This window comes from Streptococcus pacificus, from assembly GCF_016481305.1.
GTDB lineage: Bacteria > Bacillota > Bacilli > Lactobacillales > Streptococcaceae > Streptococcus > Streptococcus pacificus.
Window position 1 is genome coordinate 62,593 of sequence record NZ_JAENBO010000007.1, and the last position, 11,784, is coordinate 74,376.

Here is an 11,784-nt window from a genome sequence, read left to right on the forward strand (position 1 = left end):
AGCAATCGTCAAAAAATCATCTCATATTTGCAAGAGTCATGGCAAGCATTTTTAAAAAACTAGCTTTTCCTCTGACTTTAGTCAGTTCCTTTTGACCTAACAACATAAAGTCTACAACGCTTTGAGGTGCCTTATATTTGTTGGTCATTAAATAAAGCGATACCTCATGAGCAAGCCTTACAATGACAGCATCATCTTGATCTTTTTGATACTCAGCAAAAGCCTTCAAAAAAATGGTATAAAGATTCGAATCTTTTTTTACCTCACTATCATTTAAAACAGCCATAAAATATTTGTCATATGTCATGAACCTATCCATCTCCTTCAACTCATGATAAAATCGTTCATTGTTATTATACCACTAAATGTTTTTGACCCATAGTATGATATAATATTAGCAAGTTAAATTAACCTAACTGATTCAAACTATTCAATATAAGTCTAACTTATAAGTGTACTAAAAGGTGTACTAAAAAATAATAAATAAAATTAAAGGCTCAATAAAGCCTGTTAAACCAACCATTACAAGACAAAGGAGATAGATTATGGCAAAATATGACTTATAGTCTAGGGTATTTGATAAAGGTTAGAGTAGTCTAGAAAAGCCTATTTTATTAAAGTTTCACAGTTTGTCATAATCACTACATAGTACTAAAAAACAACTCAAGGTGTACTAAAAAGCGTACCAAAATGATGAGTTCAGCAGGCAAGAAAAAAGGCACCTCTAAGGGTGTCTTTTAATCTTGATTAAATAAAAAAGGTAGGAAACTTTTAGGCGACTTACACACAGTAAGCTTACATGATATACTAACCGTTAGATTAATATTTTTGCGACACTAAAAGAATTACTACCTTACCTTTAATATAATTATAAAGCGTTTTTTTCAAAATGTCAATTAATTTGTTAGCAAATATCTAATTGATTTGCATGTTTGGGGAAATAATCTCTTGATCCAATATTGCAAATTGAAAGTAATGTTCTGTTTTTTTGATCTGTATTTTTAACATAATGATTTTTACAAATCCTATAAACTGTGTTAACGAAAATATCTGATATTTGAATTAAATCCTTGGTTTTAGAATCTTTGTATTTAATAGTTACCTTTTTAGTATAGTTATTCTTAATACATAGTTCAATCTTTAAATACTCTTCGAGACTATTTAGAGACTCAACAGACTGATTTCTTTCGTCTATTAACATGTACAAGTTAGAATGTTGATCATTAGTATTTCTAAAAATTTTTTTAACTGTGAGTCCTACAAAATAGTTAAAAGATATAGACGGGTATTCTTTCAAATTTGGAGTTAATTCGTAATTGTCTATTATTTTGAAATGGAAAGTTATATCTGTTCGATCTCTCAAACGTTCGAATATAAGTTTCTTCATTCCATAAGGCATCTCAGAGCCCTTGATTTCATCTTTTATATCAAATTTACAATCTGGATGATTTTCCAAATAATCTTTTTTTGCTTGTCTATACTCGCGTATCACTTTATGATGTTTAATACATTCAACCATGCATATAACAAAAAATCTATTTTTTGGACTTCTACTATTTGTTATTGTTCCTGCTTCATCTACATATAATTTCATTTTTATTTTCCTTGCTAGAATTACTAATATATTATACCAATTTTATAAGGTATTTGCTATACGTTTTTTCGTTGTAGTTAAAACAGAATAATATAAAAGTTTTTAATTGTACATTCTATCATTGATTCTAAATTTTTCCTTTAATCAATACGATACTTTCTCCCTGTTCTCATCCAGTTTTTGTTGTACCACTCAATCACGGCATCTCTTGGAAATTTGTCGTATCCACCTTTATTTTTTATCACTGGAAAATCATCCAGAGTTAAAAACCGATACTCGAATGTTTTTGTATCTTTAGTTCCTAGTAACATTTCTGAACACTGCGCCTTTGTTAGTTCTAATGGATAACGATGTTTTTCATCGTTAACTATCGTCATCACTTTCAACGCTTTAGCTTTTAAACCTTCCTCAAACATATCAAATAATTGATCCATTAGTTCATCCATATTTTTTCTCCTTTTTTCTTACTACAAATATGTTATTCCATCTTCACTTTTTTGGAATAAAAGACAAGAGTGACCCACCGCCTCCACAGAAAACTGCTTCATGGGCGTTAGACCACTCTTATCTTCACTTAGATTGTATATCAATATCATTATTTTTACAAGAGAAAACAAAGGTGAATAAAAAAGATAAGCGTCCGCGCACCTATGGGTGCTCGAAGGCTCATCCTCTAAATATATTATATAATAAAACCGCCTCTTTAGAAAGATATCTTATATTTTAATTTACTGGGTGTTTTTTTATGATAGGACGTTTCATCCTATCCTTTATGGGGTAACGTTTCGTTCGGTCAGCTATCTAATGTCGCGTTTTGCGACGGTAGCTATATTACACTACCTTGTTAAAACCTCGCTATACCTTAGTTCCCTTATATGCAAAATAATTCCGGTATTTTTCAATACTTAGATAAACAAAAAGCTCTTTATAGTTATTCTCATCATAATAGTATTGTGTAGTAGTTTCTATTGATATATCTTATAATATTTTTTTCTATATCCATAAAAAATTCTCTTTTAAAATGATATAATATTACATAGTAATATGCATTAATGTGCAATGTCTGATCCACATTAAAAGCTGACAAGGAGATTTATATTATGAAAAAATTATTTGCTTTAGGATTAGTGATTTTTTCAGTCGCAACACTAACTGCTTGTTCTTCAGGTGACACAAAAAGCGAAAGCGCACCAGCGGAAGACAAAGTAGAACAAACAACAGAAGCAAAAAAAGATGATAAGAAAACTTATCAAATCGGTGATGCAATTATATTTGATGGAGAGGCTACCATAACTATTAAAGGCACTAATTTCACCGATGAAAGAAATCAATTTGATGAAAGCAATCCAGATAGAGTTTTAACAATTACTTACGATGTTGAAAACCTATCTGATGATGATTATGTTATCGGATCAGAAATTTCATTGTATGTAGACGGTAAAAAAATGGATACATATCCTGTCAACAACACAATAAATACCATTTCAGCAGGACGTTCATATGAAAATGCTACTGCTTCTTTTGGTGTTTTTGGAGAAGGAGAAATGGAATTAGAAGTTGAACCTTCGTGGAGTTTTACTGCAAAACCACAAATCGTTAAATTAGACGTTCAATAAAAGAAAACAAAAAAGCCACGTTGTGTGGCTTTTTTTCGTTATCTCGGCTCTTCAACCATGCCATAATATCCTCTAAATTGGGTGTACAATACAAGTATCCTATTTCTTTTCCTGTAGATTGCTGACCTAGTTAAACCTTTTATATCTTTAGCTTATCAACTTAATTCACTACAACAGTGATCAGGAAGATTATGGTGACTCATTCAAAATGTCCTTTTTATTAAATTATTGATAGGTTTTTTATTTTGGAAATTTCTAACTATAGAGTCTAGGAAAGACAAAAGGGTATTTTATTTCTTAATTTGAAACAATATCATTATCATATAAAGAGATATAAATTAATCTATTTAAAAACGTTTACTCTCACAATATTTTTTCTATCTATATCCATATAATTCTTTCCACTTTACTTACAAATAAACTTTTATTTCACTCTTATTATATAAAAAATTCTTTAATTAAATGAACATATATTATTATAGAAAACAATTTCAACAATTAACTAAATTTCTTTTATTCTATTATACCACTAAATGTTTTTGACCCATAGTATGATATAATATTAGCAAGTTAAATTAACCTAACTGATTCAAACTATTCAATATAAGTCTAACTTATAAGTGTACTAAAAGGTGTACTAAAAAATAATAAATAAAATTAAAGGCTCAATAAAGCCTGTTAAACCAACCATTACAAGACAAAGGAGACACATTATGGCAAAATACGGCTTTCTTTCCATTTTAGAAGAAGAGCTTGACAAGGCCTTTCACTATGACTATGCCATCAACTGGGACAAGAAAAACCATGCAGTTGAGGTCAGTTTTATTCTTGAGGCTCAAAATACTTCTGGGGTTGAAACGATTGATGACGATGGGCAAGTCGTTAGCGAGGATATCACCTTGGAAGATTTTGTCTTGTTTTATCACCCTGATAAATCTCGTTTTGAAGAAACCGATTATCTCATCACCATTCCCTATCAACCCAAAAAAGGGTTTTCTCGTGAGTTTCTTAGCGTTTTTGCCAATCATCTCAATGACGTGGCAACGGATGGCTTGAGTGATTTAATGGATTTTCTAACTGATGACAGTCAGGAAGAATTTGTGATGGACTGGAAAAAAGAAGGTTTTGAAGACGAACTCGCTCAAATCACTGAAACCACTTTTTTCCCTTATCCTAGATATTGAGAGGTGCTTATGGACACGTGGCAAGAATTAAAAGTCATTAGCAATCGTGAAGCCCAAGAGATTATCTCTAATCTCCTCATCGAAGCAGGTAGTCAAGGGGTAGCTATTGAAGACAGTGCCGACTATTTAGGGCAGGTTGGCCGTTATGGCGAAATCTTCCCAGAGATTAACCAATCTGATGAAGTAACCATTACCGCTTACTACTCGGAAAATATAGTTATTACTGATGTGAAAAACAAGCTTAAAAATCAGTTAGAGGTACTTAAAAAAGAAGCTCTCATCACTGGTGATTTGCGCTTTGAAACAAAAGAATTAGCAGAAGAAGACTGGGCAGATCAGTGGAAAAAATATTATGAACCAACAAGAATTACCCACGATTTAACTATCGTTCCCAGCTGGACAGACTACCAAGCAAGTGATAGCGAAAAAATCATCAGGCTTGATCCGGGAATGGCTTTTGGAACAGGTACCCATCCGACCACAAAAATGAGTTTGTTTGCTTTGAGCCAAGTCATCCGTGGTGGAGAAACAGTCATTGATGTCGGCACAGGGTCTGGTGTCCTTTCAATTGCCAGTTCCCTACTAGGTGCAAAGGATATCCACGCCTACGACCTAGATGATGTTGCTGTTCGAGTGGCAAAAGAAAACATCGCCTTAAATGCCACCACAACTAACATTTCTGTTGCAACCGGTGACCTTTTAAAAGACGTTAAGATTGAGGCTGACATCATTGTCGCTAATATCCTTGCTGATATTTTAATCCATTTAACCGACGATGCCTATCAACTCGTTAAAGAAAACGGTTATCTTATCATGTCTGGCATCATCTCAGACAAATGGGAAATGGTTAAAACAGCTGCTGAAAAAGCCGGATTTTTCTTAGAAACCCATATGATACAAGGGGAATGGAATGCCTGTGTCTTTAAAAAAACCAAAGATAAAACAGGTGTGATTGGAGGCTAAATGCAACAATATTTTATCAAGGGACTTCCTTTAACCACGCGCCTAATCATCGAAGACAAAGAAACAATTAAACACATGTTTTCAGTGATGCGACTGACCACTAATGACAAAGTTACTCTGGTCTTTGATGATGGGATCAAACGTCTGGCACAAGTCACCAATCGCGAAACTTACGAACTTGAAATCCTCGAAGAACTAGCAGAAAACGTTGAATTACCGGTTGACGTGACCATCGCTTCTGGTTTTCCAAAAGGCGACAAGTTAGAGTGGATTGCTCAAAAAACCACTGAATTAGGAGCAAGTAGCATATGGAGTTTTCCTGCTGATTGGTCGGTCGTCAAATGGGACGCCAAAAAACTAGCTAAGAAAAAAGAAAAATTAGAAAAAATTGTCACGGGTGCTGGCGAGCAAAGCAAACGCAATCGTCTACCAGAAGTGCAGTTGTTTGCTAGTCAATCTGACTTTTTAGCGCAATTCTCCCGATTTGACAAGGTCTTAATTGCCTACGAAGAATCTGCCAAGGCTGGAGAAAAATCTCAGCTGGCTAAAACCCTCTCTACTCTCAAAAAAGGGGAGAAACTCCTCTTTATCTTTGGACCAGAAGGGGGCTTATCGTCAGCAGAAATTAAAACCTTTGAAAAAGAAGGGGCCATCACTCTTGGTCTTGGACCAAGAATCCTACGGACAGAAACTGCTCCACTCTACGTTTTGAGCGCTATCAGTTATGCGTTAGAACTTGATGAAGGGTAAGTGGATAGGTAAGCTTTAAACTAACAGCAAAAAATCAAGAGGCTAGGAACATAAGTTCTTAGCCTCTTTCTTATTTATTCTTGGTCATTAATTTTAAATAAAACTTCTAAGGGATTACTCATCAATCATTTTACTTTTAACGTAAGCGTCTACCAAACGTTCAGTCGCTGCCACCGAATCAATATGACTGCGTTCATACGAATGACTTGACTCTACACCTGCACCAATAAGCGCATGCCTTACTTCTGCTCCTGCTCTCATAGCTGCCGACGCATCACTCCCATAGAAAGGATAAATATCTAGCTTATAAGGGATTTGCTTACTTTCAGCCAGCGCTACCATCTGTTGACGCAAGCCATAATGGTATGGTCCTGAAGCATCTTTTACACAGATAGAGACGGTGTACTCATCTGTTTGCTGGTCATCCCCCATTGCCCCCATATCAACCGCTAAATACTCAACAGTTTTTGCAGGAATACTTGAGTTGGCACCATGACCTAATTCTTCAAAGGAGCTGAAATAAAAATGCATCGTATAAGGCAAGGTTACTTGCTCTTTTTGATAAACGTTTAAGAGATTTAACAAAATTGCCGCTGAAATTTTATCATCCAAATGACGTGATTTGATAAAACCAGACTCAGTCACAACCGTTCTTGGATCAAAAGAGATAAAATCCCCAACTTCAATCCCTAAAGCACGTGTTTCTGCTTCATTGGTCACTTTTTCATCAAGACGAACTTCCATATTGGCCTGGTTACGCTCAGCGCTACCTGCATCCTTATAGACGTGAACACTGGTTTGATGCATTAAAATAGTGCCAGAAATGCTCTTTCCATTTTTACTCACATGAACAGTACAATTCTCGCCCTCAATCGCATTGTAAACAAAACCACCAATCAAATCTAGCTTCAAACGCCCATCAGGTTTAATGGCACGAACCATTGCTCCTAAGGTATCCAGATGAGCTGTCAACAAGCGATGTTTCTCATCATTTTGACCGGTTATGGTAACCATCAAACCATCTTTGGGGGTTCTTTTGGCGGTGTAGCCCATTTTTTCCACTTCATTTTGGACATAGTCCATAATCTCGGTTGTATAGCCTGTCGGTGAGGGAATGGCTGTTAATCTTTTAATATAGTCAACGGTTGGTGTCATCTTTTCTCCTTAAACTGTTTTGCCCTTATAGGTAAAGACCACATTTGGAAATTCATTGTCCGTGTCTTTGTCTGCCATAAAAGCACTAGCGTCTTTTTTTATCTGAACGAGATCAATTCCTTGTGCCTTAGCGCCATAGACACAACCACAATAGCACTGACGATAGATGTCGTATTCAGCACACATCTCTACAGAACGTCTGTAGCCATTGTTTTTCTTTAAATCGCTCGGTAAATACTGGGTAGTGTATAATTTTTGCACATCAATTCCCACTGCATTAATCACTTGTGAATTTTTATGAGGACTGATGGTCAAGGCACTGCCAAAATAATCAAAACCAAGCTCAACAGCCTTTTGAGCAGTTGTGTCTAGCCGATAATCAAAACAAACCTTACATCTATCGCCACCTTCTGGTTCATTTTCCAAACCACGAACGACTTGTTTAAACTCATTGGGTTGATAAGGCGCTGATAAAAATTGAACCGATTCACCTGTTTTTGCATTAAAATCATGGACAAATTTTTTAGTCACATAAGCTCTTCTTTCATATTCAACCTTGGGATGAATATTAGAATTGGCAAAATAAATGGTAATATCACAATATTGTGAAAGGTATTCTAAGGTATAAGTGCCACAAGGAGCACAACAAACATGCATCAAAACACTAGGTCTTTGGCCTTTTTTCTGCCAATCTGCCACCATTTTTTGCATGACATTATCATAATTAATTTTTTGATTGGGATTTAAATTATCCAAAATCTCTTGTAAATCAATCATAAGTTATCCTTTAATTTACTGATATTCTTAATCGTCATTCTTAACCATTATACCATATTCAAGTATCTTCGCCTATAGGTTATTTTACGACAAAACAGTGCTATAATAGCTTTTTTAAAAAGATTATTTCTCAAAAACTTTCTTTTTTTAGCCTAAACATGATAAAATAGGTACAACACAGAAATAAACGTGAACCTTAGTTGTTCAATTAGTAAGGGAAATGATATGCCTAAAGAAAGAAATTATACCGGTCAAGAAGTGGTTGATTTGGCCGCGACATATATTAATCAAAATGATGTCGTTCTTGTGCAAAAAGCTCTGGATTTTGCGACACAGGCACACGATGGACAATTCCGTAAATCAGGTGAGCCTTATATCATCCACCCTATACAAGTTGCGGCTATCTTAGCACAACTCCATCTAGACGCTACAACAGTCGCTTGTGGTTTTTTACATGATGTCGTGGAAGATACAGACTATACTCTGGATGATTTAGAAGAAACCTTTAGTAAAGATATCCGTATTATCGTTGATGGGGTTACCAAATTAGGTAAAGTCAAATACCGTTCGCACGAAGAACAGTTGGCCGAAAATCATCAAAAAATGTTGATGGCTATGTCACAAGACATTCGCGTTATCTTAGTCAAACTGGCTGACCGTTTGCACAATATGCGGACGCTAAAACACCTTAGAAAAGATAAGCAAGAACGTATTTCTCATGAAACAATGGAAATCTATGCACCACTTGCGCATCGTTTAGGAATTAGTAAAATTAAATGGGAGTTAGAAGACCTCTCTTTTCGTTATATTAACGAACATGAATTTTATAAAATTTCTCGCATGATGAGAGAAAAGCGTAGAGAACGTGAAGCACTTGTGGAAGATATTGTTAATAAAATCAACCAATACACAAAAGAACAGGGGCTTACTGGTGATGTTTATGGTAGACCAAAACATATCTACTCCATCTACCGCAAAATGCGTGACAAGAAAAAACGGTTTGATCAGATCTTTGATTTAATTGCCATTCGCTGTATCATGGAAACACCAAGTGATGTCTATGCCATGGTTGGCTATATTCATGAACTTTGGCGTCCAATGCCTGGTCGTTTCAAAGATTATATAGCAGCTCCAAAAGCCAACGGCTACCAATCCATTCACACAACAGTTTATGGACCAAAAGGACCGATTGAAATTCAAATCCGTACCAAAGAAATGCATCAAGTGGCCGAGTATGGTATCGCTGCTCACTGGGCTTATAAAAAGGGTGTTAAAGAAAAAGTTAATTCTAAAGAGGCGACTTTTGGCATGCGGTTAATCCAAGAAATCGTCGAACTACAAGATGATGCCGCAAACGCTAAGGACTTCGTCACTTCAGTGAAAGAAGATATCCTGGCAGAACGCATCTACGTTTTTACCCCAAATGGTGCTGTCAAAGAATTACCAAAAGACTCTGGACCAATTGACTTTGCCTATGCCATCCATACACAAGTTGGTGAAAAAGCAACTGGTGCAAAGGTTAATGGTCGCATGGTGCCACTAACTGCCAAACTAAAAACAGGTGATGTTGTGGAAATTGTGACAAATAGCAATTCGTTTGGCCCTAGCCGAGATTGGATTAAAATTGTTAAAACCAACAAAGCCAGAAATAAAATTAGACAATTCTTTAAAAATCAAGACAAAGAACTCTCTATCAATAAAGGAAGAGAACTTCTTATTGAATGTTTCCAAGAGCATGGCTATGTTGCTAATAAATTCCTTGATAAAAAACATATTGAAGCTATCTTACCTAAAGTAAGCTATAGTAGTGAAGAAGCGCTTTATGCTGGTGTTGGATTTGGAGAAGTCAGTGCGCTTAGCATTTTCAACAAACTAACTGAAAAAGAGCGTCGTGAAGAAGAAAAAGCTAAGGCTGCTGCTGAAGCCAATGAACTCCTTAAAGGTGGCGAAATTAAACATGAACAAAAACCATCACAAGCACTTAAGGTAAGAAGTGAAGATGGTGTGATCGTTCAAGGTGAGTCAGGTCTTTTAATGAGGATTGCAAAATGTTGTAATCCAATTCCTGGAGATGATATTTCAGGCTACATCACTAAAGGTAGAGGAATTGCCATACACCGTTCAGACTGCCAAAATCTTAAAAGTCAAGAGAATTATGAACAACGTCTTATTGACGTCGAGTGGGATATGACAAATGCTAACAAGGAGTATCTCGCTGAAATTGATATTTACGGTCTCAACCGTGGTGGGGTCTTAAATGATGTCCTTCAAACCCTATCAAATAACACCAAAAATATCTCCTCAGTCAATGCTCAACCAACCAAAGATATGAAATTTGCTAATATTCATATTGCTTTTGCTGTTAGCAATCTTGCCGCACTAACAACAGTCGTTGACAAGGTCAAAAGTATACCAGATGTCTATTCTGTCAAACGAACCAACGGGTAAAAAAGATGAAAATTATCATACAACGTGTTAAAGAAGCTTCTGTTTCTGTCAAAGAAGAAACCATCGCCAAAATCAATACAGGTTTTCTGCTATTAGTTGGCGTTGGACCAGAAGATTCCCAAGAAGATATTGATTATGCTGTTCGCAAAATCATTAATATGCGCATTTTCTCTGACGAGAATGATAAAATGAATTTAGCCATTCAAGATATTAAAGGAAGCATTTTGTCTATTTCACAATTTACCTTGTTTGCCAATACAAAAAAAGGTAATCGTCCATCCTTCACCGAGGCCGCAAAGCCTGATTTGGCTAAGCAACTCTATCAAGAATTTAATCAGAGACTTTCAGCATTTGTTAGTGTCAAAGAAGGACTTTTTGGCGAAGATATGCAAATATCACTCATCAATGATGGGCCTGTAACCATTATTTTAGACACTAAAAATAAATAAACTTTTAAATAACTAAAAATCAGTTTTGCCTCTACAAAACTGATTTTTGATATGCTAAAACCCTCTGCCATATTTGACAGAGGGTTTTCTAGTTAATCACTAGGAAAATGTTTAGTTGTTAGCATAGCGTTTGTAAGCAAAGATACCTGCTAAACCGGTTACCACTAAACCTACTAAACTAAAGAGTAGAGTTGATGACTCCCCAGTTTTTGGAAGTGGTTTTTCTGGATGATGAACATTTGTAATGTCATAACCCTTAATCACTGTGGTATAACCTTTAACCGCATCTTCTGAGAGGCTATATTCGATTTTCTTACCATTCTCATATTCTGGAAGGTTCTCAAAACGATATGACCACTTGTCTTTAGCTGTCACTACAACATGTTTCACTTCTTTACCATTCGCATAAAGACGTACGGTAATAGACTCTGGTCTTAAACCATCTTTATTGTCAGCGTCATCCCATGTCTTCTTACCGACAACCTTAGTGGTGCTTGGGGTGTGGGTATTAGTTACATCAAAGCCGTCAATAGTAGTCTCATAACCTTTAACAGCCTCTTCTGTCACACTATAGACAATCTTTTGACCATCTTTAAATTCTGGTAAGTCTGTGAATTCATAAGTCCAGTTAGTTTTCTCACTAACAGTAACAGTTTGATCTGTCGCTTTTCCATCTGCTAGAAGAGTAAGCGTAATGCTTTCTGGACGGATACCGTCTTGGTTATCAGCATCATCCCATGTCTTAGTCCCTTTGATAGAAACTAGACTTGGTTTGTGAGTGTTAGTCACATCAAAGCCATCAATAGTAGTGGTATAACCATCAACAGCGTCTTCTGTCACACTATAAA

At 35.7% G+C, this 11,784-nt stretch carries 12 protein-coding genes; 6 read left to right on the forward strand and 6 right to left on the reverse strand.

What is annotated here, in order from left to right; all coding sequences use genetic code 11:
- Window positions 1–16: 16 nt before the first annotated feature.
- The 3 genes from JHK62_RS07385 to JHK62_RS07395 all read right to left on the reverse strand — a co-directional run bounded on the left by JHK62_RS07385 (window position 17) and on the right by JHK62_RS07395 (window position 2,040).
- On the reverse strand, window positions 17–307 hold the full coding sequence (locus JHK62_RS07385; RefSeq protein WP_199576128.1) for a bacteriocin immunity protein: 291 nt from the start codon (window positions 305–307) through the stop codon (window positions 17–19).
- Window positions 308–904: 597 nt separating this feature from the next.
- On the reverse strand, window positions 905–1,594 hold the full coding sequence (locus JHK62_RS07390; protein WP_199576129.1) for a DUF3800 domain-containing protein: 690 nt from the start codon (window positions 1,592–1,594) through the stop codon (window positions 905–907).
- Window positions 1,595–1,734: 140 nt separating this feature from the next.
- Window positions 1,735–2,040 carry a DNA-binding protein gene (locus JHK62_RS07395; RefSeq protein WP_199576130.1) on the reverse strand — a complete coding sequence of 102 codons (306 nt, stop codon included), beginning with the start codon at window positions 2,038–2,040 and terminating at the stop codon, window positions 1,735–1,737.
- Between the two features lie 654 nt (window positions 2,041–2,694).
- On the opposite strand from JHK62_RS07395, the gene JHK62_RS07400 reads away from it, so the two are divergent.
- From JHK62_RS07400 to JHK62_RS07415, 4 genes are all read left to right on the forward strand, one after another.
- The gene (locus JHK62_RS07400) at window positions 2,695–3,210 is read left to right on the forward strand and encodes an outer membrane protein assembly factor BamD (RefSeq protein WP_199576131.1); all 516 of its coding nucleotides are present in this window, start codon (window positions 2,695–2,697) and stop codon (window positions 3,208–3,210) included.
- 713 nt (window positions 3,211–3,923) lie between these two features.
- A complete protein-coding gene (locus JHK62_RS07405) occupies window positions 3,924–4,394 on the forward strand; it encodes a DUF3013 family protein (RefSeq protein ID WP_199576132.1) in 471 nt (156 codons plus the stop codon).
- A gap of 9 nt (window positions 4,395–4,403) precedes the next feature.
- Complete coding sequence (gene prmA / locus JHK62_RS07410) at window positions 4,404–5,357, forward strand: 50S ribosomal protein L11 methyltransferase (protein WP_199576133.1); 954 nt, start codon at window positions 4,404–4,406, stop codon at window positions 5,355–5,357.
- On the forward strand, window positions 5,358–6,107 hold the full coding sequence (locus tag JHK62_RS07415) for a 16S rRNA (uracil(1498)-N(3))-methyltransferase (protein ID WP_199576134.1): 750 nt from the start codon (window positions 5,358–5,360) through the stop codon (window positions 6,105–6,107).
- A 114-nt stretch (window positions 6,108–6,221) separates the two neighbouring features.
- Here the strand turns inward: JHK62_RS07415 and JHK62_RS07420 are convergent, their stop codons facing one another.
- Window positions 6,222–7,262, reverse strand: coding sequence for a M42 family metallopeptidase (locus JHK62_RS07420; RefSeq protein ID WP_199576135.1), 1,041 nt, complete (start codon window positions 7,260–7,262; stop codon window positions 6,222–6,224).
- Window positions 7,263–7,271: 9 nt separating this feature from the next.
- Window positions 7,272–8,039 carry an epoxyqueuosine reductase QueH gene (locus JHK62_RS07425; protein ID WP_199576136.1) on the reverse strand — a complete coding sequence of 256 codons (768 nt, stop codon included), beginning with the start codon at window positions 8,037–8,039 and terminating at the stop codon, window positions 7,272–7,274.
- A gap of 225 nt (window positions 8,040–8,264) precedes the next feature.
- Between JHK62_RS07425 and JHK62_RS07430 the strand changes: the two genes are divergently transcribed.
- Complete coding sequence (locus JHK62_RS07430; protein ID WP_199576137.1) at window positions 8,265–10,487, forward strand: RelA/SpoT family protein; 2,223 nt, start codon at window positions 8,265–8,267, stop codon at window positions 10,485–10,487.
- Window positions 10,488–10,492: 5 nt separating this feature from the next.
- Window positions 10,493–10,936, forward strand: coding sequence for a D-aminoacyl-tRNA deacylase (gene dtd / locus JHK62_RS07435; RefSeq protein ID WP_199576138.1), 444 nt, complete (start codon window positions 10,493–10,495; stop codon window positions 10,934–10,936).
- A gap of 111 nt (window positions 10,937–11,047) precedes the next feature.
- Here dtd and JHK62_RS07440 read toward each other — a convergent pair.
- On the reverse strand, window positions 11,048–11,784 hold a 737-nt coding region (locus JHK62_RS07440), incomplete at its 5' end, for a Cna B-type domain-containing protein (protein ID WP_199576139.1).

Excerpts from the sequence above, each read along its gene's own strand:
- JHK62_RS07385 (WP_199576128.1), bottom strand. The coding sequence starts at position 307 with ATGACATATGACAAATATTTTATGGCTGTTTTAAATGATAGTGAGGTA.
- JHK62_RS07390 (WP_199576129.1), bottom strand. The coding sequence starts at position 1,594 with ATGAAATTATATGTAGATGAAGCAGGAACAATAACAAATAGTAGAAGT.
- JHK62_RS07395 (WP_199576130.1), bottom strand. The coding sequence starts at position 2,040 with ATGGATGAACTAATGGATCAATTATTTGATATGTTTGAGGAAGGTTTA.
- JHK62_RS07400 (WP_199576131.1), top strand. The coding sequence starts at position 2,695 with ATGAAAAAATTATTTGCTTTAGGATTAGTGATTTTTTCAGTCGCAACA.
- JHK62_RS07405 (WP_199576132.1), top strand. The coding sequence starts at position 3,924 with ATGGCAAAATACGGCTTTCTTTCCATTTTAGAAGAAGAGCTTGACAAG.
- prmA (WP_199576133.1), top strand. The coding sequence starts at position 4,404 with ATGGACACGTGGCAAGAATTAAAAGTCATTAGCAATCGTGAAGCCCAA.
- JHK62_RS07415 (WP_199576134.1), top strand. The coding sequence starts at position 5,358 with ATGCAACAATATTTTATCAAGGGACTTCCTTTAACCACGCGCCTAATC.
- JHK62_RS07420 (WP_199576135.1), bottom strand. The coding sequence starts at position 7,262 with ATGACACCAACCGTTGACTATATTAAAAGATTAACAGCCATTCCCTCA.
- JHK62_RS07425 (WP_199576136.1), bottom strand. The coding sequence starts at position 8,039 with ATGATTGATTTACAAGAGATTTTGGATAATTTAAATCCCAATCAAAAA.
- JHK62_RS07430 (WP_199576137.1), top strand. The coding sequence starts at position 8,265 with ATGCCTAAAGAAAGAAATTATACCGGTCAAGAAGTGGTTGATTTGGCC.
- dtd (WP_199576138.1), top strand. The coding sequence starts at position 10,493 with ATGAAAATTATCATACAACGTGTTAAAGAAGCTTCTGTTTCTGTCAAA.